23 protein-coding genes, 1 tRNA gene, 1 other RNA gene and 1 pseudogene are annotated in these 26,179 nt (G+C 66.6%); 16 read left to right on the top strand and 10 right to left on the bottom strand.

The genetic code is table 11. The features are described from left to right. The first annotated feature begins 16 nt into the window (after window positions 1-16). Together RM50_RS00975 and RM50_RS00970 are read left to right on the top strand one after the other, a co-directional pair. On the top strand, window positions 17-715 hold the full coding sequence (locus tag RM50_RS00975) for a DsbA family oxidoreductase (RefSeq protein ID WP_043448943.1): 699 nt from the start codon (window positions 17-19) through the stop codon (window positions 713-715). Window positions 716-751: 36 nt separating this feature from the next. Next, window positions 752-1,402 carry a TetR/AcrR family transcriptional regulator gene (locus RM50_RS00970; RefSeq protein WP_043448940.1) on the top strand — a complete coding sequence of 217 codons (651 nt, stop codon included), beginning with the start codon at window positions 752-754 and terminating at the stop codon, window positions 1,400-1,402. 14 nt (window positions 1,403-1,416) lie between these two features. On the opposite strand, the gene RM50_RS00965 is transcribed toward RM50_RS00970, so the two are convergent. Both RM50_RS00965 and RM50_RS00960 read right to left on the bottom strand, forming a co-directional pair. After that, window positions 1,417-2,079 (bottom strand): LytR C-terminal domain-containing protein, encoded by a 663-nt coding sequence (locus RM50_RS00965; RefSeq protein ID WP_043448938.1) that lies wholly within the window; start codon window positions 2,077-2,079, stop codon window positions 1,417-1,419. Further along, entirely contained in the window at window positions 2,072-2,371 is a 300-nt protein-coding gene (locus tag RM50_RS00960; protein WP_205622207.1) for a type II toxin-antitoxin system VapB family antitoxin, read from the bottom strand. The genes RM50_RS00965 and RM50_RS00960 overlap by 8 nt, the downstream gene beginning before the upstream one ends. A 162-nt stretch (window positions 2,372-2,533) precedes the next feature. Between RM50_RS00960 and RM50_RS00955 the strand changes: the two genes are divergently transcribed. Both RM50_RS00955 and RM50_RS00950 read left to right on the top strand, forming a co-directional pair. Continuing rightward, window positions 2,534-3,463, top strand: a complete 930-nt coding sequence (locus tag RM50_RS00955) for a hypothetical protein (RefSeq protein ID WP_043448932.1) — start codon at window positions 2,534-2,536, stop codon at window positions 3,461-3,463. An 84-nt stretch (window positions 3,464-3,547) separates the two neighbouring features. Continuing rightward, a pseudogene (locus RM50_RS00950) lies at window positions 3,548-5,182 on the top strand (stealth family protein); the annotation flags it as partial. A gap of 68 nt (window positions 5,183-5,250) precedes the next feature. On the opposite strand, the gene RM50_RS00945 reads toward RM50_RS00950, so the two are convergent. The 3 genes from RM50_RS00945 to RM50_RS20965 form a co-directional block, all read right to left on the bottom strand. Further along, the gene (locus tag RM50_RS00945; RefSeq protein ID WP_043448927.1) at window positions 5,251-6,180 is read right to left on the bottom strand and encodes a phosphodiesterase; all 930 of its coding nucleotides are present in this window, start codon (window positions 6,178-6,180) and stop codon (window positions 5,251-5,253) included. Between the two features lie 159 nt (window positions 6,181-6,339). Further along, window positions 6,340-6,852, bottom strand: coding sequence for a glutathione peroxidase (locus RM50_RS00940; RefSeq protein WP_052259876.1), 513 nt, complete (start codon window positions 6,850-6,852; stop codon window positions 6,340-6,342). A 48-nt stretch (window positions 6,853-6,900) separates the two neighbouring features. Next, on the bottom strand, window positions 6,901-8,220 hold the full coding sequence (locus RM50_RS20965) for a M23 family metallopeptidase (RefSeq protein WP_240471784.1): 1,320 nt from the start codon (window positions 8,218-8,220) through the stop codon (window positions 6,901-6,903). A 168-nt stretch (window positions 8,221-8,388) separates the two neighbouring features. Here RM50_RS20965 and RM50_RS00925 point away from each other — a divergent pair, with 168 nt between their 5' ends. After that, a complete protein-coding gene (locus RM50_RS00925) occupies window positions 8,389-9,324 on the top strand; it encodes an oxygenase MpaB family protein (protein WP_043448924.1) in 936 nt (311 codons plus the stop codon). 86 nt (window positions 9,325-9,410) lie between these two features. Here the strand turns inward: RM50_RS00925 and RM50_RS00920 are convergent. Then, window positions 9,411-9,495, bottom strand: a tRNA-Ser gene (locus RM50_RS00920). Between the two features lie 395 nt (window positions 9,496-9,890). Between RM50_RS00920 and ffs the strand changes: the two genes are divergently transcribed. From ffs to RM50_RS00905, 4 genes are all read left to right on the top strand, one after another. After that, window positions 9,891-9,987: signal recognition particle sRNA small type (gene ffs / locus RM50_RS20250), an RNA gene on the top strand. Window positions 9,988-10,008: 21 nt separating this feature from the next. Further along, a complete protein-coding gene (locus tag RM50_RS00915; protein WP_082006924.1) occupies window positions 10,009-13,422 on the top strand; it encodes a DNA polymerase III subunit gamma and tau in 3,414 nt (1,137 codons plus the stop codon). Between the two features lie 87 nt (window positions 13,423-13,509). Further along, window positions 13,510-14,109, top strand: a complete 600-nt coding sequence (gene recR, locus RM50_RS00910) for a recombination mediator RecR (protein ID WP_043448920.1) — start codon at window positions 13,510-13,512, stop codon at window positions 14,107-14,109. A 231-nt stretch (window positions 14,110-14,340) separates the two neighbouring features. Next, the gene (locus RM50_RS00905) at window positions 14,341-15,699 is read left to right on the top strand and encodes an aspartate kinase (protein WP_043448918.1); all 1,359 of its coding nucleotides are present in this window, start codon (window positions 14,341-14,343) and stop codon (window positions 15,697-15,699) included. 76 nt (window positions 15,700-15,775) lie between these two features. Here RM50_RS00905 and RM50_RS00900 read toward each other — a convergent pair whose 3' ends face one another. After that, the gene (locus tag RM50_RS00900) at window positions 15,776-15,991 is read right to left on the bottom strand and encodes a hypothetical protein (RefSeq protein ID WP_043448916.1); all 216 of its coding nucleotides are present in this window, start codon (window positions 15,989-15,991) and stop codon (window positions 15,776-15,778) included. A gap of 129 nt (window positions 15,992-16,120) precedes the next feature. Further along, window positions 16,121-16,363, bottom strand: a complete 243-nt coding sequence (locus RM50_RS00895; protein WP_043448913.1) for a hypothetical protein — start codon at window positions 16,361-16,363, stop codon at window positions 16,121-16,123. Window positions 16,364-16,503: 140 nt separating this feature from the next. Between RM50_RS00895 and RM50_RS00890 the strand changes: the two genes are divergently transcribed. The 4 genes from RM50_RS00890 (at window position 16,504) to RM50_RS00875 (ending at window position 18,865) form a co-directional block, all read left to right on the top strand. Beyond that, entirely contained in the window at window positions 16,504-16,959 is a 456-nt protein-coding gene (locus RM50_RS00890) for a MarR family winged helix-turn-helix transcriptional regulator (protein ID WP_043449059.1), read from the top strand. 86 nt (window positions 16,960-17,045) lie between these two features. Then, window positions 17,046-17,627 carry an SSI family serine proteinase inhibitor gene (locus RM50_RS00885; RefSeq protein ID WP_043448911.1) on the top strand — a complete coding sequence of 194 codons (582 nt, stop codon included), beginning with the start codon at window positions 17,046-17,048 and terminating at the stop codon, window positions 17,625-17,627. Continuing rightward, window positions 17,596-18,540 (top strand): 3-methyladenine DNA glycosylase, encoded by a 945-nt coding sequence (locus tag RM50_RS00880; protein ID WP_156133802.1) that lies wholly within the window; start codon window positions 17,596-17,598, stop codon window positions 18,538-18,540. The genes RM50_RS00885 and RM50_RS00880 overlap by 32 nt, the downstream gene beginning before the upstream one ends. Then, a complete protein-coding gene (locus tag RM50_RS00875; protein WP_043448908.1) occupies window positions 18,533-18,865 on the top strand; it encodes a serine protease inhibitor in 333 nt (110 codons plus the stop codon). The genes RM50_RS00880 and RM50_RS00875 overlap by 8 nt, the downstream gene beginning before the upstream one ends. Before the next feature lie 103 nt (window positions 18,866-18,968). Here RM50_RS00875 and RM50_RS00870 read toward each other — a convergent pair whose 3' ends face one another. Both RM50_RS00870 and RM50_RS00865 read right to left on the bottom strand, forming a co-directional pair. Further along, window positions 18,969-22,100: a S8 family serine peptidase gene (locus RM50_RS00870; RefSeq protein WP_052259873.1), complete on the bottom strand. Its 3,132-nt coding sequence runs from the start codon at window positions 22,098-22,100 to the stop codon at window positions 18,969-18,971. A gap of 249 nt (window positions 22,101-22,349) precedes the next feature. Beyond that, complete coding sequence (locus RM50_RS00865) at window positions 22,350-22,535, bottom strand: hypothetical protein (RefSeq protein WP_043448904.1); 186 nt, start codon at window positions 22,533-22,535, stop codon at window positions 22,350-22,352. Between the two features lie 268 nt (window positions 22,536-22,803). Here RM50_RS00865 and purS point away from each other — a divergent pair, with 268 nt between their 5' ends. From purS to purL, 3 genes are read left to right on the top strand one after another with little or no spacing between them, the layout of a single operon-like run. After that, on the top strand, window positions 22,804-23,055 hold the full coding sequence (gene purS / locus RM50_RS00860) for a phosphoribosylformylglycinamidine synthase subunit PurS (RefSeq protein ID WP_003798434.1): 252 nt from the start codon (window positions 22,804-22,806) through the stop codon (window positions 23,053-23,055). A 1-nt stretch (window position 23,056) separates the two neighbouring features. Beyond that, complete coding sequence (gene purQ / locus RM50_RS00855) at window positions 23,057-23,830, top strand: phosphoribosylformylglycinamidine synthase subunit PurQ (RefSeq protein ID WP_043448902.1); 774 nt, start codon at window positions 23,057-23,059, stop codon at window positions 23,828-23,830. Continuing rightward, window positions 23,827-26,136, top strand: a complete 2,310-nt coding sequence (purL, locus tag RM50_RS00850) for a phosphoribosylformylglycinamidine synthase subunit PurL (protein ID WP_043448899.1) — start codon at window positions 23,827-23,829, stop codon at window positions 26,134-26,136. The genes purQ and purL overlap by 4 nt, the downstream gene beginning before the upstream one ends. The last annotated feature ends 43 nt before the right edge of the window (window positions 26,137-26,179 follow it).

Here is a 26,179-nt window from a genome sequence, read left to right as displayed (position 1 = left end):
CACGGTTGTGCAAGGCATGAAGATTGAGATCTGGTCCGACGTTGCCTGCCCGTGGTGTTTTATCGGCAAGCGCCGCTTCGAGGCAGCCCTGGCGTCCTTCCCGCACCGCGACGCCGTCGACGTCACGTGGCGCAGCTACCAGCTGGACCCCACATTGCCCGAACACTTCGACGGGACCGAACTCGAGTACCTGGGCAGCCGCAAGGGCATGCCAGCCGAGCAGGTCGCCCGGATGTTCGACCACGTAGCCCAGCAGGCAAAGGGCGAAGGCCTGGACTACCACTTCGACAAGGTGGTGGTGGCCAACAGTTTCACTGCCCACCGCCTCATCCACCTTGCTGCAGCCCATGGGAAGCAGGATGCCGCCAAGGAACGGCTGCTCAGCGACCACTTCGAACACGGGAAGGACATTGGCAACCGCGGGTACCTGTCCTCCCTCGGCGCTGACCTCGGCCTGCCTGCCGGCGAAGTGGAGGAGCTCTTCACCACGGACAAGTACACCGATGAGGTCAGGTTCGACTTCCAGGAGGCCCGGGCACTGGGCATCAGCGGCGTTCCGTTTTTCGTCATCGACCGCAAGTTCGGCCTGTCCGGTGCCCAGCCCACCGAGACATTCACCGCCGCCCTCAACCAGGCATGGCAGGAAGCCAACCCCCTGGTCCTGGTGAACTCCACGGACGCCGGGGCCTGTGGTCCCGACGGCTGCGCGGTGTAGCGGTCTTTTACTGACACATCACGGTAAAGTGTCTGTATGCCCCGGATTACAGCCGCCAGCAACGCGGAACAGCGTGCGGATACCCAGCGACGCATTCTCACGGCGTTTGGCGAGCTCCTCTTCACCCACGGCCTGCCAGGGCTGACCATGACGGATGTGGCGCGCCATGCGGGAATTGGCCGCACCGCCGTCTACAACTACTACGCGGACATTGAGGAACTCCTCATTTCCTACGCGCTGGACGAGACGGAGAAGTTCCTCTCCGACCTGCGCGAGTCGCTGAACCGCCTGGAGAACCCGGTGGAGCGGCTGGCCCTGTACGTCCGCGCCCAGGTGGTTGACCTCAGCCGCCGCCACCTCCCGCCGGGACCTGCCATGGGGGCGGTACTCTCGCCGTCGTCCTTCGCCAAACTTTCCGACCATGTGGGTGAGCTCAGCGTCCTGCTCCAGGGCATCCTGCGGGACGGCATGGAGCAGGGCTACCTGCCGGTGGCGGACGTGGGCCAGCAGTCCCAGTTGATCCTGGGCACCCTGTCCTCCAGCGCCGCGAGGGGCAGCGACGAGCCTGCGGAACTTGAAGCCCGGGTGGCCCGGACGGTGCGTTTCATCCAGCTGGGTGCCGGCGCGAGGTTCGACGACGACGGGCGGCCCCTTCGCGTGGCGCAGCTTCCCCCGGCGGCCGGGTAGGTTCCGGCCGGCCGTCAGGGCACCGGTGCGACGGGCAGTTTGTCAGGGTCTGCCGTGCGCCGGCTTTCCCGGGGGCAGCTGAGCTTGCCGGGCGTTTGATCCACCAGCTCGGGCGGGACCAGCGCCTTGTAGTCCTGCGACAGGATCACGTCAACGCTGGCGTCCGTCCTGCCGTCCTGGAAGTAATCCGAGCCCTGCAGGTTCCGCTGCACGGTAAACGCAGCAGCCTGCCCGGCAGCGCCTGACACCACGGCCGCCACGCCCCGGTATCCGGCGCTGGTGTTGGACACGTTCCCCACCGCGAACTTCCGCGCCAGCAGCTCGTCCGCCACCGAGCGGGCCAGTCCGGCACGGCCGGTGGAGTTGAAGACGTTGACGTTGACCTTGTCGTTGGGTGCGTAGTCGAAGATTGTGGCCGGGCACGAGGACACCGGTGTGGGGGCGGGCTCGGCAGTCGGGATCTTCAGGCGGCCATTGATGACGGCAAGTGCCACGATGATGCCGGCGGCGATCAAGCCGACCAGCAGGACCAGCACCGCCCCGTGCAGCACCCGGCGCCGGACGCGGGCCGTTTCATCGGCGTCCCGGGCAGCAGCCATGGCCGCCCGCAGCTCAGCACCGGAGACAACGTGGTGGCCGTGAAGGACTCCCGGGTCCTTCGTCCGCGTCCTAGCCATCGAGCACCAGGACCCGGGCGTGGATGGCGGTGCGCTGGTGCAGTGCGGTGCGGACGGCGCGGTGCAGCCCGTCCTCCAGGTAGAGGGTCCCCCGGTACTGCACCACGTGCGGGAACAGGTCCCCGAAGAACGTTGAATCCTCCGCCAGCAGGGCTTCCAGGTCCAGGGTGCGCTTGGTGGTCACCAGCTCGTCCAGCCGGACCGGCCGCGGGGGCAGCGACGCCCATTGTTTGGGGGTGTTGTAACCATGGTCGGGGTAAGGGCGGCCCTCGCCCACAGCTTTGAATATCACCATGCCACAGTAGGCACCGCGCTGCTCCAGCGAAAGTAGCAGGGGTGACCGGCGGCAGGTTGTAGCCAAACAGTGACCAACACCAGGGAAGTGAAGGGCGGCTGCGCGGCGGCAGGGCAGCACCCGCACCGGGCGTCCCGCTCCTGCTGACAGAATGGAGCCATGACAGCATCCGAGTCCCCTGCCGTTCCCGTGCCCGGAATCCGCCTGCCGTCCGCACCACCGCTGGCGCTCCTGCTGGACGTGGACGGGCCCGTGGCCAGCCCCGTGACCCGTGACGTCAAGCCGGAGATCATCCTTGACCTGGTGGCACTGGCAGCTGCGGGAATTCCCGTCATCTTCAACACCGGCCGCTCCGATGCCTTCATCCGGGAGCAGGTCATGGAGCCCATGATCGCGGCCGGCATCCCGGCCGGCACCATCATCCATGCCATCTGCGAAAAGGGTGCCGTCTGGTTCAGCTACACGGCGGCCGGCCCCGGCCCCATCCACGTGGACCGGGAACTCGCCGTGCCGGCGGCGTACGGGGATGATGTCCGCCGCCTGGTGGCCGAGGACTACGCCGCCCACATGTTCTTCGACGAGACCAAGCGGGCCATGGTGTCCGTGGAGCAGCACATCGACGTGCCCAGCGCCGACTACCTGGCCGAGCAGAAACTGTTCGACGCCGACGCCATGGAACTCATGGTGCGCCACGGCCTGGGCGTGGTGCGGCTGGACCACCATGCCCCCGATTCCGACGACGAGGTGGACTACCGCGTGGATCCCACCATCATCTCCACGGACATCGAGTCCGTGCGGCTGGGCAAGGACCTCGGCGCCAGCCGGGCGGTGGAACTCCTGGCGGCCCAGGGCATCACGCCCCAGGCGTGGCGGACGGTTGGAGACTCGCGCACCGACTATGCCATGGCGGACTGGCTGCACCACAACGACCACCCGGTCAAGCACGTGGACGTGCGGCCGGCGGACGGTGTGCCCAGCAAGCCCTACCCGGTGCTGACGGCGGCGGACCTGGGGCTGGACGGCACAGTGATCCACGACGACGCCGGCGGCGCCTTCCTGCGCGCCTGGCGCGAGGCGCTGGATGCCTGAGCCCCTGCCGGGCCGCCGCCGCACAAGTCACCACGGGACGCCTGTGTGGTCCCGGAAACCTGCCGTTACCTTGGCAGGACTATCATGCAGGTAAGAATGCCCACATCCACCAGCACGGAGACAACCATTACAGAAGCACCGGTCCAGGACGAGGTCTACTACGGCGGCCAGGCGTCCGTGGAGGAACAATTTCACGCCGAGATCACATCGGCGGCGGCTGAGCAGCGGCTCGGCCACCGGCCTGACGTCATCCGGCACAAGGGCCGGTATGCCCTGATCAATGACACCAGGACGCCCTACCAGGCCATGGTGGAGGACCTGCTGTTCATGCGCAACGTCCTGGCGAACGCCAACCTTGCGTACCTCCTGGTCCGGGGCAACAACGACCGTCCCGTCCTGGCCCTGGACTGGAAGGACCGGAAGAAGCTGCGGGCTGCCCTGGTGGAAGCGTGCCGGGACGAGCCTTTCTATTCCATGACCGTGGACGCCAAGAAGAAAACCTCGGTGCTGGTGGCAGACGGCGAGCTCTCCCCCAACCGGCAGGCACGTATCTTCCGCCTGTACCGGCCCCGGGTCGAGCCGGTGGGCGGCTTCGAGTTCGGCGCCTCCGCCGGGGTCCAAATCGAGCTGTGGTCCTTCGAGGGCGACGAACTGATCCTTCCCATCGAAAACTCCCTGACCCGCAGGACCCTGCTGCGGCAGGACGCCGTCCGCGGCACCGTGGAACGCTACGGCCACACCTGGCCCACCATCGAGAACATGTTCGCCGACCACGCAAGCGACATCAGCTTCGATATCGACCTTGTCTTCTCCTGGGTGGACGGAAGCTCCCCGGAATACATTGCCGCCCGCCGGGCCCAGCAGCAGGGACACGTCCTGGGCGAGGGTGACGACCACGAAGCCCGGTTCCGGCAGATCAACGAACTCAAGTATGCGCTGCGTTCGGTGTACATGTTCGCACCCTGGATCCGGCGCATCTTCATCGCCACGGACTCCCCCGCGCCCGCCTGGCTGGCGGACCACCCGTCCGTCACGATCGTCCGCAGCGAAGAGTTCTTTGCCGATCCGTCAGTGCTGCCCACGCACAACTCGCAGGCGGTGGAGTGCCAGCTGCACCACATCGAAGGGTTGTCCGAGCACTTCCTGTACTCCAATGACGACATGTTCTTTGGCCGCCCCGTGGGGCCGGACATGTTCTTCACTCCCGGCGGCATCACCAAGTTCATCGAGGCCGAAACCAGGATCGGCCTGGGCGAGAATGCCGCCGAGCGGAGCGGGTTCGAAAATGCGGCCCGGGTGAACCGCAAGCTCCTCTGGAACCGGTTCGGCCGGATCACCACCCGCCACCTGGAGCACACCGCTGCGCCGCTGCGCCGCAGCCTGGTGGCGCAGATGGAGGAGGAGTTCCCCGAGGAGTTCCGCAAGACTGCGGCCAGCCGCTTCCGTGCGGCCGACAACATCTCCGTGACCAACTCGTTCTACCACTACTACGCGCTGCTTACCGGCCGCGCGGTCACGCAGACGGCCGCCAAGGTGCGCTACGTGGACACCACGATGCGCTCCGGACTCAAGTACCTGCCCAAACTGCTGGCCAAGCGGAACATGGACTTCTTCTGCCTGAACGACGGCAGCTTCCCGGAGGTCAGCGCAGACGAACGTGCCGACGTCGTAACGGACTTCCTGGAGCGGTACTTCCCCATCAAGGCACCCTGGGAGAAGTAGCCGCGCAGCACACGCGTCGGGAGCCGGTCCTGTGGCAGGACCGGCTCCCTTTTGCGTTAACTGCCCTAGCGGCCCGTGGAAGCCCCGAGCCTGGAGTTGCCGCGCTGCTTGGTGGTCTCCGGGATCCGGATGCCGGCAGCCTCGAGCCGCCGGGCCGTTTCCTCGGGCGATACATACTCGCCAACGGTGGGTGAGCTGCCCAGCGGAACCACGGAGTGCACAATGGTGTGCTCATACACATGCACCAGGTTGAAGGCCTGGCCGCCGTCCTGCCCGCGGGTCCCTCCCACCGGCACGTTGAGGTCCTGGGTGTAGCAGGATGCGGAGGCCACCGACACGGGAACTCCGGCGAAGCTGGCGGTGGTGGAGTAGTGCAGGTGGCCTGCCAGGATGGTGCGGACATCCGAGTTGCGGACGACGGCGGCCAGCGACGCCTGGTCCCGCAGTTCCACCAGCACCGAGAGGTCCAGCACGGACGGCACCGGCGGGTGGTGCAGGGCCAGGATGGTGCCGTCCGGGGCGGGGGTCTCCAACTGCCCGGCGAGCCATTCCAGTTGTGCCGCACTCAGTTCGCCGTGGTGGAAGCCGGGCACGGTGGTGTCGAGGGTGATGACGCGCAGCCCGTTGATGAAGTAGCTGTGGTCCACAGGTTCGTCACTGCCGGGCTGGTCAAGCAGGCCCCGACGGAAATTCGCCCGGTCATCGTGGTTGCCCATGGCCCAGATGACCTGGGCGCCGAGTTCCCTGCAGGCAGGATCGACAATGGCCCGGAGCTTTACGTAGGCTTCCGGGTCGCCCTTGTCAGCGAGGTCACCGGTGAAAATCACGGCTTCAGGCTTTGCCCCGGACGCTTTGACTTCGTCGAACAGCTGGATGAGCCTGGCTTCGCTGTCGACTGATCCGTAGAGGGGGTCCGGACCTCCCAACAGGTGGGGATCGCTCAGGTGGAGTAGGAAGTGGCGTGGCCGGGGATGCTCGGCCTCGATGTGCTCCATTGCTACCTCTATGGTCGGTGGGAAGGCTCTCTTCCCTTGTACCCTTCAGTAATATTTATCCAATCAGACATTTGGCAAACATGGGGTAAATCGCCGGAGCTGATGTGGAAAAAGTTGGAAGAACTGCGCTTTTGCAGATCTGATTCGCTGAGAACGCGTTTACCCGAGTGCTTCTTCAATCGAGTCGATCACCTCAGGGGAATCCGGCTCCACGGTTGGGGCGAAACGGGCTACCACGTCACCTTCCCGGTTGACCAGAAACTTCTCGAAATTCCACTTCACCAGCCCCGGAAGCAGGCCGGTCTTGAACTTGGTGAGCTCGGTGTACAGCAGGTGCTGGTTCCTTCCACGGACGTCGGTTTTGGCCGTCAGCGGGAAGGTGACACCAAAGTTCCGTTCGCAGAAGTCCGCGATTTCGCTGTCCGTTCCCGGCTCCTGCCCCGCGAACTGGTTGCACGGCACGCCCAGGACCTCGAACCCACGGTCCCGAAACTTGCCGTAGAGAGCTTCCAGGCCGGCGTATTGCCGGGTGAAGCCGCAGTTGGAGGCCACGTTGACCACCAGCACCACTTTTCCTTTGAATTGCCCGAAATTGGTCCTGGTCCCGTCGTTGAGGATCAGCGGGATCGGATACAGGGGACGCGGGCGGCGCAGTTGCGAAAGATTGTTCATACCGTAGGTTCGTTGCCGAGCGCGCGGCGTACGGGTCCGCGATAAAGATTAGGGGGTTAACGATTCGGTCGGTGTGGGCGTCGGCGACGCAGTCGCAGTCGTAGTCGTAGTGGGCGTCGGCGACGCAGTCGCAGTCGTGGTCGGCGTCGGCGACGCAGTCGCAGTCGGTGTCGGCGACGCAGTCGCAGTCGGTGTCGTGGTCGGCGACGCAGTCGCAGTCGGTGTCGGCGACGCAGTCGCTGTCGCAGTCGGTGTCGGCGACGCAGTCGCAGTCGTGGTCGGTGTGGGCGTCGGCGATCCGGCGCTGACTGAAGGATCGGCGGATGGTGGTGCCGCCGTCGTCAATTGCGCGTCAGGCGGCGGAAGCACCACCCCCGTCGCCTCGGACGGCGAAGACGCCGTGGACGGCTCCGGGACAGGAGGAAAGGGCGACGCCTGGAGCCCGGCCGCGGGGAATCCATTGTCAATCTGGAGCGGAATGGTCCAGCTGATCCATGCCGCGGAGAACTGGCCGGAGGCGTAGGAAACCATCTCGCCCGGTATCGCCTGGTTCAGCGTGCGGAGCGGGAGGAACGTCCATAGCAATGGGTTGGTGTAGCGGCCGTTCATGATGGCTTCGAAGTGCAGGTGGCATCCGGTGGACCAGCCGGTCGTCCCCACCCGCGCCAGAGCTTGCCCTGCCTGGACTCTGTCCCCCGTGCGGACGGCAATGGATTCGAGATGGTTGTAGGTGGTAATGAGGCCGTCGCCGTGGTCGATCTCCACCCGGTTGCCGCCGCCCCAGGGATGCCAGCCGGCCGCCCGCACAACCCCCGAGTCCGCGGCATACACCGGGGTGCCGCACGCTGCGGCGTAGTCCTGGCCCAGGTGGAAGTCGCCGGCTGCCCCGCTGAGCGGGCTGACCCTGGGACCGAAGGGTGAACTGGGCGCCAGGACCTGCAGCGGTGCCATGAGGAACCCGGATAACGGCCGGTCCGCACCTGTGGGGCCCACCGCCAGGGCGCCCGCGTTACCGTGCTCGGCGTTCCCAAGGGACGTCTGCAGTGACGTCCGCGGGAAAGCCAGCGCGGCATGCGGGTCGGACTCAACGACAGAGGGAAGGGTGCCGGCACCAACCACATCCGAGGCCGAAGGGGCTATCCCACCCTGCGGATGGCCCGCACCGGAACTTCCGGCGGGAGCCGCGGCCGGCGAGGCGCCGGGCCGGGCCATGGACGCGGCCATCCATGCCTGGTCTGCCGAACTGGCGGAAAGATTCACGGCGCAGACGGAGGCAGCAAGGACACCGGCAGCAGCGACGGCACGGGTAACCGGTGCTAAGGGTCGCTTGCCCGGCCTGCTGTCGCCGGGCACGGTTTTCTTGCCCAATACACTGACTCCACAATGTGGCCTGCCGCACGGTGTCTCGACGGTATTCCCCATGGGACCACAGGACCGCAGAGCTGGAAACCCCATCGCCGGACAATGGGGGCGTTAGGGGGATGCCCCTGTCACCAGCGGGAATACTGCTCCCGCCAAAATGGGCAACAATGTTCCATGCGCAATGTCTTCCGTACCTGGCGGGACGAGATCAAGAAGACCTTCTCGGGCAGGGCCGATGCCCCGCCCGACTGGACGGTGCGGCTGGCCGAAGGAGACGATCCCGGCTACCACCTGCCAGGCTCGGCGGTCTGGGCCGTGCACGGTTCCATGACGCCGATCGTCGGAGGCATCCGCACGCTGCTGATGCAGTCGCTCCACCCGGGCGCGCTGGCGGGGGTGCACGAGCACTCCAACTTCCGCGAAGATCCGCTGCGCAGGCTGGCCAACACCATCCGCTGGATCTTCACCGTGACCTACGGCTCGACGGCAGCGGCGCAGGAGGCAACGAGGCGCGTCCGGCTGCTGCATGAGCCTGTCCAAGGCAACTACAGGGACAACGACGGCGGCCTCCGCACTTACAGTGCCAACGATCCCGGGCTCGCGGGCTGGATCCACATCGCCTTCACGGACGGCTTCCTGTCGGCGCACAGGATCTGGGGTGGACCCATTCCCGGCGGCGCGGACGCCTACGTCCGCGAGTGGGCGCAGGCAGGGCAGCTGATGGGGGTGGCAAATCCGCCGGTCACGGAGGCGGAGATGCGCAGCCAGCTCGACGAGTGGTACCGGAGCGGAGATCTGCGGGCAGACGACAGGGTCAGGGAAACTGTGGAGTTCATCCGTGACGCCCCGCTTCACCCCCTGCTCAGGCCCGGTTACCGGATCCTGTTTGCCGCCGCCGTGTACAGCCTGGAGCCCAGGCACCGGCAGATGCTGGGACTGTCCGTTCCACGGCTGGGGCCGCTCCCCCTGCCGGTGAGGTTGGCCACAAAGGTGGTGCTCGGCGTCGTGCATCTCGCACTGGGCGGACTCCATCGGGGGATGGGACCCAGCGAAGCGGCGGCGCGGAAGCGCCTGAAACGGCTTGGAGTACCGGCTGCCGACTTTGCCTGACCTGGGAATCCCCCGGGACCGGGCAGCTCTGGCCTGGAAATGCAGGAAGCCGGCCCCGGGATTACCGGGACCGGCTTCCTGACCGGCGGAGAATGGGGGATTTGAACCCCCGAGGGCGTTAACCCAACACGCGTTCCAGGCGTGCGCCATAGGCCGCTAGGCGAATTCTCCAACTGCTTCTGAATCAAAAGCAGGTACAAGACTACCTGAACTTTTCCGCGTGGACCAATTGGCCTTTGCAGCGCGCTTTTTGCACGCCCGCGCCGCTGCCCGCCGCGCCTGCCGGGCCGGGTCGCCTTAATCGGAAAATGGACGCCCCCAACGCGCCCATTCCCTGTTGCACCGTTGAGCTGCCGGGTCCGGATCTTCACGCCAGGCCACGCAGCTCACAACCTTGAGATTGCCCCAATCGGTGTACAAGCCCAATGATCGTCGCTGGGCCAAAGATAAGCAATGAAAATCCGGGAGACACCCGGTTGCCCGAAGTCCGCCGCAGGACATTGGCCGGGCCGGCGGCAAGCGTAAAGGCCGATTCGAGTCGTGCCGGATGATCGGGTAAAGTATCTGACGGCCCCTCATGTGGCGTCATCCTGTTGAACTCCCCCAGGACCGGAAGGTAGCAAGGGTAGGCGGGCTCTGGCGGGTGCATGGGGGGTCTTTACTATTCCCCCACAGGGCGGCATGATGTCAGCCCGGATTGGTAGGGTTTTCTCTGTGACAGTTACTACCGCCCTGTACCGCAGATACCGTCCCGACTCGTTCGCTGACGTTATCGGACAGGAGCATGTCACCGAGCCGCTGATGACGGCCCTGCGGAAAAACCGCGTGAACCATGCCTACCTTTTTTCCGGCCCCAGGGGCTGCGGCAAAACCACGTCCGCCCGCATCCTGGCCCGCTGCCTCAACTGCGCCCAGGGGCCCACGGACACCCCCTGCGGAACCTGCCCAAGCTGCGTGGAGCTGGCACGCGGCGGGTCCGGCTCACTGGACGTCATTGAGATCGACGCTGCCAGCCACGGTGGCGTGGATGATGCCCGGGACCTGCGCGAACGGGCCACCTTCGCGCCCGTGCGGGACCGCTACAAGATCTTCATCATCGATGAGGCCCACATGGTCACCTCCGCGGGGTTCAACGCCCTGCTGAAGATCGTGGAGGAACCGCCGGAACACATCAAGTTCATCTTCGCCACCACGGAGCCGGAGAAGGTCATCGGAACCATCCGGTCACGGACGCACCATTACCCGTTCCGCCTGGTCCCGCCCGAGCCCCTGATGGCCTACCTGGAACTCCTGTGCCGCCAGGAGAACGTTCCCGTGGCTCCCGGCGTCCTTTCGCTGGTCATCCGGGCCGGCGGCGGGTCCGTCCGCGACTCGCTTTCCGTCCTGGACCAGCTCATGGCGGGGGCAGGACCCAACGGGCTGGACTATGAGCTTGCGGTCGCGTTGCTGGGCTACACCCACGCATCGCTGCTGGACGACGTCGTGGAGGCGATTGCCGCGTCCGACGCCGCCACGGTCTTCCGTGCCGTGGACCGGGTCATCCAGACCGGCCACGATCCCCGGCGCTTTGTTGAGGACCTGCTGGAGCGGTTCCGGGACCTTATCATTGTCCAGGCAATGCCGGAGAGCGCCCACGCCATCCTGCGGGGCATGCCGGCGGACCAGATCGCCCGCCTCCAGAACCAGGCCCACAATCTTGGCGCCGCTGAGCTGTCCCGTGCCGCGGATGTCACCAACACCGCCCTCACGGAGATGACCGGTGCCACGTCGCCCCGGCTGCATCTGGAACTGCTGTGCGCCCGGATCCTGCTGCCCAGCTCAGAGCAGAATGAGCGCGGCCTCGCCGCACGCATCGACCGGGTGGAGCGGCGGCTGAACTACGCAGGGAACGACGTCGGTGCTCCCGCAGCGGCTGTGCCCGCGGCACCTGTCCCGGCAGCAGCCCCCGCGGCACCTGTCCCGGCAGCAGCCCCCGCGGCAGCGGCTCCTGCCGCAGCCTCCCCCATCTCCCCGCCTGGATCCCGTCCTGGCTCCGAGGAGGGCCATCCTGCTCCACGTCCCGAACAGGGCACCCCTGCGCAGCCTCCGGTTTCCGATGGCCCGGCCGGACACCAGCCGGCGGCCCAGGCACCGGCTGCCCAGTCCGCTACCGTCCATGCTCCTTCCGAGGCCGCCGCCGGCCAGGACGTTTCCCCGGTTGCTGCCGGTCCCCGGAGTTCACTCACTCCGCCCCGGGTAAGCACCAACGACTGGCCTGTGGAAGAACCGGGCCGCCAGCGCGCGCAGGGTGCTGCCGCAGCCAGCATCCCCGCAGCAACGCAACCCGATGCAGCACCCCAATCACCTGTTGGACCCCGCGCCGACGGCGCATCTCAGCCCAACGCAGCCGGCCAGCAAGCCTCAAGCCCGCAGGCACCAGCACCGCAGGCATCCGCACCGCAGTCGCCTGGCCCGAGCCAGCAGCCACCTGCCGGCTCCAGTCCAGCCGCTCCCCCGGCCATGGGCGACGTCGAGGTCCTCCGGAGGGCGTGGCCCGATGTCCTCCAGGCCCTGACCAGGATCAAGCGCAGCACCTGGGCCCTTGTCGAGCCCAATGCACAGGTCAGCGCCTTCGACGGCACAGTGCTGACGCTGTCCTTCACCACCCAGGGACTTGCCGGAGCCTTTGGCCGGGCCGACCACGCGGACAACCTGCGCCAAGCCATCCACAAGACCGTTGGCATCGACTGCCAGATCCATGCGGTGGCCGGCGGCGCCAGCCAGGCGAGCTCTGAGCCAAACCCAAAAGCACCCGCCAGCCCGGTAGTCCAGGCCACTTCGGCTGACGTTGCATGGGGGCTTGCCCCCGCACCTGCCCAACCGGCTCAGGGACAGGCTGCCCCGGCCGGGGCGGCCGGGTCGGCCGAAAGCTCCGCCGTTGCCGGCGCCCCAACCGGCCCTGGCAGTGCCAATGCTGCCGCAAGCTCCGCCGTTGCCGGCACGACACCAGGTTCTCCACTGGCCGGACATTCCGGCAGCTCCGCTGTTGCCACCAGTCCGTCAGCCGCAGCCGCTGTTGGTGCTGCACCTGCACGACCAGCCGGCCAAGGCCTGGGAACCCCTGCCAACGCAGCCGGCGCGGACGCAGGGCAGTCCCCCTACCCGTCGGCCGGGGGCGACTACTCGTACTCGGATGACGACTGGGGCCCGCCGCGGGACGAGGACGCTCCCCCGCTGGACGAGGAACCTCCCATGGACTGGGAGCCCTCCGCCCGTCCAGGGAACCGTCCAGGGAACCGTCCAGGAGCTGCTTCCCCTGCTGTTTCCCCGTCTGCAACCGGCAGCAGCAACAACGGCACCAGTGGCCGCAATGGTGCTGCGCCCAGCCGGGAGACTGAAAGGAACGGCTCGAGCACGGCAGCCTCTGCCCGGGCCGCCACACCGCCGGCGGGTGCCCCGCACGATCCTTGGTCCCGGGCCGTGGAACAGGCTCCCGGCGTGTGGGTGGTTGGCGACAAAAGCAACGTAGGCGCCAAGCCCGCGCCTGCGGCGACAGCTGACAACCTCGGAACACAGGCAACCGTTCCCCATTACGCTCCTGCCACGGCGCAGGTGCCGCAGCCCTCCATCCCCGTCGCCGCCGCGGCCCCTGCCCCGGTTGCGGGGGCAGGCTGGGAGCCTGGAACCGCCGCCAATTCCGGCAGCGGCCCGGCTGGCGGACGTTTCCAGGCTGCATCCCCCGAACGGTCGCCGGCGCCCGAATTCGCCATGGCCTCCGCCGCGCCTGCCGTAGCCCCACCCACGGCGGCTGCCGCGACCACGGCTGTCCCCGCCCGTCCCCAGCCAACGGCCGCTGCGTCGTCGGCGGTTCGGACGGAAACACGGCAAAGCCTTTACCAGCGGCTGTCCAACAGCCCGGAGGCCGAGGCAGGCCGGGCCCAGGCGCCCGCGAGGACCGTCGCCGAACCCAGCGCCTACATCCAGGACATCCCGAGCGCGGACGACGAGACGATTGAGGAATCGGGCGTGTTCGGCCGCGCGGCCGTGGAACGCATCCTCGGTGGAAAATTGATCGAAGAGCGGTCCCCGGACGGAAGCCCGATTCCGCCGCGCTATTAGGGCCTGTTGAACGCCTGACAAGCTGTCCCGGCGCTCAACCCGCCGTTTTGTTCCACCCGCCATCCACACCAAGCTAAAGAGGGAAAAGTGTACGAAGGTGCAGTCCAGGAGCTGATCGACGAGCTCGGACGCCTTCCGGGGGTGGGCCCCAAGTCCGCGCAGCGGCTGGCGTTCCACATCCTTGAAGCTGACCCGCAGGACATGAAGCGGCTGGTGGAGGCGATCACCACTGTCAAGGAAAGGGTCAAGTTCTGCACCGTCTGCGGCAACGTCACGGAGCAGGAGTTGTGCAACATCTGCCGCGATCCCCGCCGCGACCCCGCTGTCATTTGCGTCGTGGAAGAGTCCAAAGACGTCCTCGCCGTGGAACGGACCCGCTCGTTCCGTGGCCGGTACCACGTGCTGGGCGGCGCCATTAATCCGATCGCCGGGGTAGGCCCGGAACAGCTGCGGATCCGCGAACTCCTCACCCGGCTGAACGACGGCGAAATCCAGGAAGTCATCATCGCCACCGACCCGAACCTGGAGGGTGAGGCAACGGCCACGTATCTGGCCAGAATGCTGAAGACCATCGGCATTGCGGTCACCCGCCTGGCGTCCGGCCTGCCCGTGGGCGGCGACCTCGAATATGCGGACGAAGTGACCCTGGGCCGCGCCTTCGAAGGCCGCCGGAATGCCCTGGCCTGACGCCTTGTCTACGAACGGCAGCCGCTGGCAGCGCTGAATTTGTCCCATGGGGAACGATGGGGTCCGCGCCCAGGCGGCTGAGTCCGGCCCCAATAGCGGGCTGGGGCCGGTATGTGGTCACAATTCAGCGCGGCTCTGGACGCGGCGATAAACTGTCGGAGGAAAGTCGCGCCGCCCGGCGTCAGGCTGCCTGGCCTCCAGAACTCCAATTGATCCAATGAAGGTACGCGCATGAGTACGCCCACTACCGAAGTGCACAACGCAACCCAGCCCCGGGTGGAACCCACCTCCGGCGCGGTGACCAAACAGCTCATCGTGCAGAAATTCGGCGGCTCCTCCGTTGCGGACGCTGACGGGATCAAGCGCGTCGCCAAGCGTGTGGTCGATGCCCAGGAAGCCGGCAACGAAGTTGTGGTTGTGGTCTCTGCGATGGGCGACACCACGGACGAACTCCTGGACCTCGCTGCCCAGGTGACCGATTCAGCCCCGGCCCGCGAGATGGATATGCTCCTCTCTGCCGGCGAGCGCATCTCCATGGCGCTGCTGGCCATGGCCATCAACAAGCTCGGCGCCTCCGCCCAGTCCTTTACCGGATCGCAGGCGGGCATGATCACCGACGGCATCCACGGCAAGGCCCGGATTATCGACGTCGACCCGCACCGTATCCGCACCGCGCTGGACAAGGGCAACATCGCCATCGTGGCAGGCTTCCAGGGCATGAGCCGGACCACCAACGAAATCACCACCCTGGGCCGCGGCGGTTCGGACACCACGGCGGTGGCGCTGGCGGCAGCCCTCGAAGCGGATGTCTGCGAGATCTACACAGACGTGGACGGCATCTTCACCGCGGATCCGAGGGTGGTCCCGTCGGCCCAGAAGATTGAGACCATCTCCAGCGAGGAAATGCTGGAACTGGCCGCTTCGGGCGCCAAGATCCTCCACCTGCGCTGCGTGGAATACGCCCGCCGGTTCGGCGTCCCGCTGCACGTCCGTTCCTCATTCAGCCAGCACGAAGGCACCTGGGTCATTCCCAGCGCCGATGACAAGATCACCACTCAAGAGGGAGTTGCCTTGGAGCAGCCAATCATCTCCGGCGTTGCGCACGACCGTTCCGAAGCAAAGGTCACCGTGGTCGGTGTCCCCGACATCCCCGGCAAGGCCGCCGCGATCTTCCAGGTCATCGCCGACGCCCACTCCAACATCGACATGATCGTCCAGAACGTGTCCACCCACGGCACGGGCAAGACCGACATCTCCTTCACGCTGCCCATCGTGGAAGGCGCCGACGCCCTGGCCGCCCTGCACGCGGCCCAGGACCAGATCGGCTTCGAAGCCATCGAATACAACGAGCAGATCGGCAAACTTTCCCTCATCGGTGCGGGGATGCGCTCCCACCCCGGCGTCTCCGCCACCTTCTTCAAGGCGCTGTCGGACGCCGGCATCAACATCAACATGATCTCCACCTCCGAGATCCGCATCTCCGTGGTGACCCACGCCGACCTGCTGGATGAGGCTGTGCGCGTGATCCACAAGGCGTTTGGGCTGGACACCGAAAGCGAAGCAACCGTTTACGGCGGCACCGGCCGCTAGGCGCAGAGAAATGCCGGGCTGCCTTTCCGCAGGAAGGGCAACCCGGCATTTTTGGTTCCGGGTGCGGCCTGGACAGTCAGCTTTCGCGTTCCAGGTCTTCGCGGCGCACTGCGTAGTGATGGCCGGTTGAATCGGTCTCGACCACGAAATGCGAAAGGTCTTCTTCGGAAGCCTGCTCGAATTCGTCGTGTTTGTGCACCACGGGCGTATCAGCATCCAGCCGGGTGGCGGGACCAAAGACGAAGCGTAGCCTCTCGGTCAGGCCCATGAAACTGCTGAGGACATGTGCCACTGTTTTCCACCCCCTTCCCGAATCCCCGGGCGAAAGCGCACTGGGCTCCGGCAGGAGCCAGTGCCCTCATTTTAAGCCCGGGGCAGGAAAAAGGCGCCGGTCCATTCGGGCGGCAAAGAGAGGGTACGGCTAGCGCAGGGAGCGGTCTTCAGGGTTCCTCGGTACGACGTAGGTGCTGCCGTCGGGCCGGGTAATGGTCTCCCACTGCCGGGTCTCCGCCTGGCGCTGCGCCAACAGCCGGCGGTTTTCCTCGGACATGTCATGTCCCAGGGCGGTCCGGTTCGCGGGACCGAAAACGGCCCTGAGCTTCCCCGTTGCACGCATGAAGCGCTGGGAAGCGTTGCCCTTGTCCGCAGACCTGTCCCTGGCCATGAAGAGGTTCCTTCCACTCATTGCTACCACTACTAAATGTACACTAATGATTAGTGCACTAATAGTTGGAGGAAGCCATGCCCGCTACAGCGGCAACGGATGCAGCAGCAACGGAGACCAAAGGCAACCACCCCGGGGCGATGGACCGCGCGGGGGCGGATGCAGCCGAGGAGGAAGACCTGCTGCTTGAACACCAGCTCTGCTTCGCCCTCACGGTGGCTGCCCGAAGCGTTGTGGGCGCCTACAAGCCGGTGCTGGAGAAACTCAACCTCACGCATCCGCAATACCTGGTGATGCTCTGCCTGTGGGAACACAGCCCGCGCACCGTACGGAACATCAGCGAGGCCCTGGCCCAGGAGCCGGCCACTATTTCCCCGCTCCTGCGCAGGCTGGAAGCAGCGGAGCTGATCACACGGCGCCGCATGGACGGAAACGAGCGTGCACTCGCCGTCGAACTCACGCCCAAGGGTGCCGCCCTTCGGCAGCAGGCGCTGCAGGTGCCGGGGACCATGATGGAGCGGCTGGGGTTGACGCGGGACCAGGTCACGGACCTGCATGCGTCGATGATGGCGCTGATCGCTGCGACGTCCGCGTAGGCGCCGGCCGTGAACCCTGGGAGGCCGGAGGCGCGGCCATACCAAGCGCAACGGCTAGAATGACTGGACCAAGGAGAGGTGGCCTGATGCGTGATTTTCGGATGCTCGCAGCAGTCCTGGCCATAAGCGCCGGGCTGGTATCAGGTTGCAGCGGCACTCCGGACAGCAGCACGTCCCCGGCGCCGCCGGCGCCCTCCACGTCGGGCAGTCCCACAGCCCCGGCAGTCAGTCCACCCGCCGGTTCCGCCACTCCTTCGCCTGATACCGAAACCACCGTGGCCGCCCCGGCCCCGGCCACGTCGCGGCCCAGCGCCGGGCCGGGCCAGGGGAACGCTGAACTTGCCATCACCGTGGTGCCGTCCCAAGGCGCACCGGAACTCGACTACACCCTGGTCTGTTCCGCCGGCACACCTGCAGCGGAAAGCAGCCACCCCAATGCCGTCGCCGCCTGCGCAGCACTGAAAGCCAACCCCGGCATCGTGGCCCCGGCGGCGCCGGGGAGCTCCCAGCCCTGCACGCAGCAGTACGGCGGCCCGCAGAAGGCAACCGTGACGGGCATGGTTGACGGTGTTGCCGTGGATTCAACCTTCGCGCGTACCAATGGTTGCGAGATCAGCGCCTGGGATGCCGCCAAAGATGTGTTGGGCGCTGCCGGTGGAGCCTCTTAAGCTCCTCGCGGCGGACACTGCACTCACCCGGGAAGAAGCCCACGTGCAGCGCGTCAGCCGCTATGCCGATCCCTATCTGGCCCGCCGGTCGGCGGGGCAAAAACATCCTGTGGAGGATTTCCTCTTCACGTACTACACCCAAAAGCCCGGCCAGCTGAAGCGCTGGCACCCTGGTGCCGGGGCAGTCCTTACCGGCGGCCAGGCCGTCCAGCGGTCCGGCTGGAAGCACTACCGGACGCTCGACGACGGCGAGCTCGCCTCCCTGGGGCTGGCGGCGGGAAGCACTGCGGTCACCTTTGACCGGCGCGCCTTCCTGGCGGACCGCAAGGATGCGGTGGCCTTTGCCGGCGTCATCCTGCGGGGCACCGCGGCCAGGCCGGCACAGTTCGGCTGCTTTGGCCTGCACGAGTGGGCCATGGTGTACCGCCAGGACAAGTTCGACCTTCGCCATGAGTATCTTCAGTTGCGGCTGGGCGCGGAAGGCACCGACAAGGTGGTGGAGGAGAACAGGATCCGCTGCACCCACTTCGACGCCTTCCGGTTCTACACGCCCGATGCCATCCCGCTCAACGAGCATGCACCCAGCCGTGAAACCCAGCGCCACCTGGAACAGCCCGGCTGCCTGCACGCCAACATGGACCTCTACAAGTGGGCGTACAAGCTGCTGCCTGCCCTGCCGAGCGAGCTGGTGATGGACTGCTTTGAACTGTCCTGGCGGATCAGGACCATGGACATGCAGGCATCCCCGTACGACCTTGCCGCTTGGGGCTACCCTGCCATTCCCATTGAGACGCCCCACGGGAAGGCGGCGTACGTCGAACACCAGCGTGCGTTTGCCGCCGAAGCCGGAGTCCTGCGGGAAAGGCTCGCCTCGGAACTCGAGGCCCTGTCACGGGGGCACAGCATTGATTGACCTGACCATTAGCCTCCGGGAGGCGCCCGGGGAGGCCGGACACGTATTCCGCCTGGTGGCCAGGGACAACCAGCCGGCCGCCGGCACCACTGTGCCGGATCCCGGGGCCGCCCTGACCGCAGTGGAGCGGTTCGGCGAGGAGATCTTTTTCCCCAAGCCCGGGCCGCCCAAACTGTGCACCCAGCAGTACGGCGGACCCCAGGTCGCCGTGGTCACTGGAACATTCCACGGGCGCCCCGTGCACGCAACCTTCACCCGCACCGATGGTTGCGAGATTGCGCGCTGGAAGGCCATGGCACCTTTACTGGGCGGAACTGCGGTCTAACCTTCCCGGCGGCGTTGCGGAACGGGATGGAGCCAGGGCAGGAACAGAAAAGGTCCCGGGCGGCCGTATCGACCACCCGGGACCTCCCCCCATGTTCTTCCGGTCAGGTTCCGGGAACCGCCTGCGCAAGGTCAAGTTGCGGAGCACCGGCAGGAGCGGAGGCAGAGCCTGGTCCCACCTGCACGTTCACCCAGGTCCTGATGCCGTTGCTGCCCAGGCTCAGCCGTGAGAGGTAGGATCCCTCCGGGAGCCCGGTCCAGTTCAGGGTTGCCGAGGTGGCGGTTCCGTTCGGCGCCACGATCGGGTTCGGGTCAACCGTGAGGTTGCCGGCATCCCCGGCGAAGCTCACCGCCTGCACGGACGCGGTGGCGGGCCCGTTGTCCGGAGTGGCATACAGGTTGGCCACCACATAATAGGTGCCTGCCCTTGGTGTTTCCAGGTCCAGGAATTCGCTCGCGGAAGCGGTGGCAACCTGGGTGGCCGTAAGGCCGCCCACAGCGTTCGGCGCGTAGACCACCATGTCCCAGTCGACGTCGTTCGACTGCGCCTGGATGCCCAGCCGGGCAAACGAGGCCCCGGCAGGGATCTTCACCTGAAGCAGGGCATTGTGCGCGTCATTCGTCGGTGCGTACTCACCCGGGGTCTTGGTGATGGCGGTCTGGCTGAGCGGTGCCAGCCCCTCCACCCCCACGGCGATGGGGCTGTCCGAGCCGGACACGAGCTCCATGGTGCCGCTGCCGGTACCGGTGGCAGAGCTGAACGAGAACGACGGCGCGATCTGGGCGTCTACAGGCCGGATGGCGATGGGCGACGTCACGGTCCGCGGGCCCGTCCACCTGATGCTTCCTGCGCTGAACTTGCCCACCGGTGCGCTGACGTTCCGGATGGTCACTGTCACTTCACGGGTCTGGCCTGCCTTCGAGAAGTTCAGCGCCTTGGGTTCGACATTGACGCTGAAGCCCGCCATGTCCACCTCCGGCCGGTACATGCCCGGCACCAGTGCAGTCAGCTTCCGCTTCACCTGGACTTCCCCCACGAGGCTGCCTAGTGCAATGGAGGGCAGGTTGAGGTCGCGGGCAGCAATGGTTCCTGCCTGCGGCGTACCGGTTTCCACGCCCTGGCCGTTCAGGAAGGCGAGCCAGTCCTGGATGCCGGAGTCGTAAACCAGTCCAGGGTCGGTGACGCGGGTGGAGTCGATGTGGCCCGCGCCGCCCTGGAAGGGGTCGGTGTTGGGCGAACCGTCGGCGTTGACCAGCGGGTAGGCGGTGGTCATCATGGCGGACTTCACCATTGCGGGGCTCCACTTGGGCTGCTTGCCCAAGACCAGGGCGCCGAAACCGGCGATGTGCGGGGCAGCCATCGAGGTCCCGGACATGAATCCGAACTGGTCACCGTCGTTGCCGATCGTGGAGACACCGGCCAGGACGTTGACGCCCGGGGCGGAAATATCCGGCTTCAGCAGGTCCCCGCCGGACGCGAGGGTGGGGCCGCGGGACGAGAAGCCTGCGATCTGGGGGGCCGCAGCGGGGGGCAGCCCGGTCAGGTCGCCCTTGACCAGGCTGACCGTCAGCGCCGGATTCGCTTCCAGCTTTGACTTCAGCTCCAGGCTCTTGGGGGCATTGACATGGACTGTGGGAAGGACATGGTTGTCCGCGTCCTCCGAGCTGCTGGTGAGGTTCACCAGGATCATGCCCACACCGCCCTTGTCCAGGACTTCCTGGCTCTTGGCAGTGCGGTCCACCACGCCGCGGTCACAGACAACTACCTTGCCCGCCACCTTGGTCGCGTCAAGGGATCCGGGCCCGCAAAGATTGGCGTTTGCGGCCCCGGGGGCCGCGGCCGCCGCAGCCAGGACGGCCGGCTTGTCCGCGACCTCGGACTTCATGATGGACGCGCCGCGGTAGAGCGAACCGTCCGAGACCTTGACGGTCCCCACCAGATCACTGGGGAAGGTCGAGGCAGCAACCGTGGTGAGCCACGGGGATGCGTGGTTCACGGTGGAGGCCGCAGGGCCGGAGTTGCCGGCCGATGCCGAAACAAAAATGCCCGCGGCAGCGGCATTGAGGAACGCAAGCGCCACGGGGTCGGTGGTGCTGTTGTTGTTGCCCGAAATGGAGTAGTTCAGGACGTCGACCCCGTCCTTGATGGCGGCATCCACGGCTTCCACCGATGCGGAGGAGTAGCACCCTCCGGTGTCCGGGTTGGTGTCCTCCCAGCAGACCTTGTAGACGGAGACTTTGGCCGCGGGAGCCACACCCGAGCTCTTTCCGAAGCTGGTTCCGTCGATCACCTGCTCGACATTCGCATTGCCGGCTGCCGTGGTAGCGGTGTGCGTACCGTGGCTGCCGACGTCCACGGGGGAAATCAGTTCTTCCGGCGCCCGGTTTCCCGGGGCCACGTACTGGAGGAAGGAATCGGCGAAATAGCGGGCGCCGATGACCTTGGAGTTGCACAGGGAACCGTCAAAGGCGGCCCCGGATCCCTCGCCCTTTTGGCATTCGCCTTCGAAGGTGGTGCCGTCCGCCTTGAGCATGGCGATCTTGCCGTCGCCGGTGCGGTAGGGGACGCCGACCTGCGGGTTTCCCTGCAGCGGTTTCACCGGTTCGCCCTGCAGGAAGGGATTGTCGGGCGCGTAGCCGGAGTCGATGACCCCCACCACGACGCCCTTGCCGGCGTTGGCTTCGCCGCCGAACTGCCTGGCCCATGCACCCTCGGGTCCGGTGAGCTTGAGGAAGTCGGTAGTGGTGTAGTCAGGCTTGTTTTCGACGTCGGGCGCCACCACCAGGACGCGGCTGTCCTTGGACAGGGCTGCCGCCTGCCCGGCGGTCAGCTCGGCGGTGAACCCGTTGAGAGCCGCCGTGTACTGCTTGGCCGGGCTGACGCCCTGGGCAGCGGCAACGTCCCGCTGCTGCTTTCGGAGGTGCGCGTCGTAGGCCTGGTAGTTGGGGCTGCCGGCGTCCAGCTTCCTTCCCTGCTGCGGCTTTGTAGCACCCAGGCCGGCAGTTCCCCCTTCATACGCCGCGGCAGCCGGCCCGGCAAGCACCACGATGTACCTGCCGTCCTTGAACTGACTGTCCGTGGCAGCGGAGGAGGGATTCTCCCGACCCTGGCCACCGGGCGCGGCCGAGGCGGGCCCGACTGCCAGCGAGCTGAGGAGAAGGGGCAACCCGACGGCCAGTGCGGCCGCTTTCCGGAGTCCCCCAGCCCGCGTGGGGCTCTTTCCAGTTGATTTCACGCGCAACCCTTTCACGATGTGCCGCCCAGCCTTGGTGGGCGCCGAACGACTGGATCCGCAGAGAAAATTACAGGTTTTGTAATTTGCTGAGACCAGACTGTTCAAAGAGTACAGACTGATAGCGCGTTATGACATAGGGCACATTCCGGAAATTTTCGCTTGTCACACGGTGCGCCGATAGCCCTCCTGCTGCACAAAAAAGGGCATCCCGAAGGATGCCCTGCCAAGGACGGATGAAGAGGTGGCGCCCTACTGCCGCGGGGTGCGGACCACGTCACTGATCCATTGCCGCGTCTTTTCATCGACCGGGCCGGCCAGCCGGGTTTGGCGGGCGACGCGGTCGGCCTTTATCTTCTGGAACACCATCCTGCCGAGGCCCGCGAATACCGCCGCGGCGACCATGGGCAACAGCACGGACTTCGAATTCTCAGCCATCCAGCAATCCTAGTGAAGGCCTTCCGGCAACTCCAGAACCACGCCTGCAGGAGGCCTGCGCGGAAATCTCCAGCCGCTCTGCGCCGGTCCGGATCCACCGAATACAGAGGGGCGCGCCCGGGCCGGTAGAATGATAGGGCAAGCTCGCGGAGCGCCCGACCTCATGGTGAACCAACGCAGGTGACCCCAGTCCCCCAAACCCCGGTACGGCGTGAGACGGCACCACTCCGCTGCGCCCTTACCCAAGCTCACGCACAGGAGTTACCGGATGCCCCGGATCGTTGTTGACGTCATGCCCAAGCCCGAGATTCTGGACCCGCAGGGGAAGGCAATCGTTGGCGCTCTCCCCCGGCTGGGCTTCACCAGCTTCAGCTCTGTCCGCCAGGGCAAGCGTTTCGAACTGACGGTCGACGGCGAGGTGACGGAGGACATCCTGGCCCAGGCCCGCGACGCCGCCGAGACCCTCCTGTCCAACCCGGTGATCGAAGACGTCGTCAACGTCGAGGTCGTCGAGGCCTGAGATGACTGAACTTCCCCTGATCGGCGAGGCCGTCGCCGTCGCGGCGGAGCCGCGCCTCGCTGGCGCCCGAATCGGCGTCGTGACCTTCCCCGGCACCCTGGATGACCGCGACGCCGCCCGTGCGGTGCGCCTGGCCGGTGCCACCGCCGTCGAACTGTGGCATGGCGACGCCGAACTCGGTGACGTCGATGCCGTCATCATCCCCGGTGGATTCTCCTACGGTGACTACCTGCGCGCCGGCGCCATCGCCCGCTTCGCCCCGCTGATGTCCAAAATCATCGACGCCGCGAACTCCGATGCCAAGCTGCCCGTCCTGGGCATCTGCAACGGCTTCCAGATCCTCACCGAGTCGCACCTGCTGCCCGGTTCGATGATCAAGAACGACCACCTGAAGTTCCTCTGCCGCGACCAGGTGCTGCGCGTCGAGAACAGCAACACGGCGTGGACCCTGGACTATGAGGCGGGCCAGGAGATCACCATCCCGTTGAAGAACCAGGACGGCCAGTACATCGCGGACGAAAAGACCCTGGATGCCCTTGAGGCCGAGGGCCGCGTAGTCTTCCGGTACGTCGGCTTCAACCCGAACGGTTCGCGCCGCGACATCGCCGGCATCTCCAACGCCGCCGGCAACGTGGTGGGCCTCATGCCCCACCCCGAGCACGCCGTTGAGCCTGGCTTTGGCCCCGAGTCACTGGACGGCATCGGCGGGTCCGACACCGACGGACTCGGGTTCTTCACCTCCGTACTGAACAAGATTGTGGGAGGCGACAAGTGACCACCGAAACCACCAAGAAGTTCAACATCGACACCGTCGAGAACGCCGCGAAGACCCCGGACACCGAGCTGCCCTGGGCCGAGCTGGGCCTGAAGCGGAACGAGTTCGACGAGATCGTCAAGGTCCTGGGCCGCCGCCCCACCGGCGCCGAGCTGGCCATGTACTCCGTCATGTGGAGCGAGCACTGCTCCTACAAGTCCTCCAAGAACCACCTGCGCCAGTTCGGCCAGAAGGTCACCGAGGAAATGAAGAAGGACATGCTGGTGGGCATCGGCGAAAACGCCGGCGTGACCAACCTGGGGGACGGCTGGGCCGTGACCTTCAAGATCGAATCGCACAACTCGCCGTCGTTCGTTGAGCCCTACCAGGGTGCCGCAACGGGCATCGGCGGCATCGTCCGCGACATCATCTCGATGGGCGCCCGCCCGGTGGCCGTCATGGATCCGCTGCGTTTCGGCGCGATCGACCACCCGGACACCGCGCGCGTCATGCACGGTGCAGTGGCCGGCATCGGCGGCTACGGCAACTCGCTGGGCCTGCCCAACATCGGTGGAGAGATGGTCTTCGACTCCGTCTACCAGGGCAACCCGCTGGTCAACGCCCTCGCCGTGGGCGTCATGCGCCACGAGGACATCCGCCTGGCCAACGCCTCCGGCAAGGGCAACAAGGTGGTCCTGTTCGGTGCGCGCACCGGCGGTGACGGCATCGGCGGCGCGTCGGTGCTGGCCTCCGAGTCCTTCGATGACACCAAGCCGTCCAAGCGCCCCGCCGTGCAGGTGGGCGACCCGTTCGCCGAGAAGGTCCTCATCGAATGCTGCCTGGAGCTCTTCAAGGGCTCCCTGGTGGAAGGCATCCAGGACCTCGGCGCGGCCGGCATCTCCTGCGCCACATCCGAGCTGGCCTCCAACGGTGACGGCGGCATGCAGGTTGAGCTGACCTCCGTGCTGCTGCGCGACCCCACGCTGACCCCGGGCGAGATCCTCATGTCCGAGTCCCAGGAACGCATGATGGCCGTCGTCACGCCGGAGAACGTGGAAGCGTTCGAGGCGGTGATGGACAAGTGGGCCGTGGAGTACTCCTGGCTGGGCGAGGTGACCGACACCGGCCGCCTCATCATCACCTGGGAAGGCGAGGTGATCGTCGACGTCGATCCCCGCACCGTAGCCCACGACGGCCCGGTCTACGACCGCCCGTACGCCCGCCCCGAGTGGCAGGACGCCGTCCAAGCCGACACCTTCACCGGCTCCGTGCAGGACGCCGGCCGCCCGGCCGCTCCCGCCGAGCTGGCGAAGGCCGTGACCGAGCTGGTGGCGTCGCCGAACATGTGCTCCAAGTCCTGGATCACCAACCAGTACGACCGCTACGTCGGCGGCAACACCTCCATGGCGTTCCCGGACGACGCAGGCGTGGTCCGCGTGGACGAGGAAACCGGCCTCGGCGTTGCCCTGGCCACCGACGCCAACGGCCGCTACACCTACCTCGACCCCTACCACGGCGCGCAGCTGGCACTGGCTGAGGCCTACCGCAACGTGGCCACCGCGGGCGCCATCCCCATGGCCGTCAGCGACTGCCTGAACTTCGGCTCCCCCGAGGACCCGGACGTCATGTGGCAGCTGGCCGAGGCCATCCGTGGCCTCTCGGACGCCTGCATGGTGCTGGGCATCCCGGTCACCGGCGGCAACGTCTCGCTGTACAACCAGACGGGCACCACGCCCATCCACCCCTCCCCCGTGGTGGCAGTGCTGGGCAAGCTCGACGACGTCGCGCGCCGCACGCCGTCGGGCTGGCGCGAGGATGGCCAGGCCATCTACCTGCTGGGCACCACGGGGGCCGAGCTGGACGGTTCCGAGTGGGCCAACATGCGCGGGCACCTGGGTGGCCAGCCGCCGAAGGTGGACCTCGAGGCAGAACGTGCCCTGGGCGAGATCCTGATCAACGCGTCCCGTGACGGCATGATCGACTCTGCGCATGACCTTTCCGAAGGCGGCCTCGCGGCTGCCCTGGTGGAGTCGTCCCTGCGCTACGGCGTGGGTGCCCGGATCGCGCTGCAGGACGTCATGGACCGGGACGGCGTGGACCTGTTCACGGCGCTCTTCTCCGAGTCCCAGGGACGTGCCGTGGTGGGCGTTCCCCGCTCCGAGGAAGTCCGCTTCACGGACATGTGCACCGCCCGCGGCTTCGCGCACACCCGCATCGGCGTGGTGGACGCGGCCAGCGGCAAGCTGGAGATCAACGGCGTGGAGGGCCTGTCCCTGGACGCCCTCCGCGAAGCCCACGAGGGGACCCTGCCGAAGTACTTCGGCTGATTCTCCCCACAGCCTCCCCTATCGACTGCTGCGTACTTGTCGT

Origin of the sequence: Pseudarthrobacter phenanthrenivorans, assembly GCF_000813845.1 — a bacterium.
GTDB lineage: Bacteria > Actinomycetota > Actinomycetes > Actinomycetales > Micrococcaceae > Arthrobacter > Arthrobacter phenanthrenivorans_B.
This window is presented reverse-complemented; position numbering and strand designations above follow the sequence as displayed.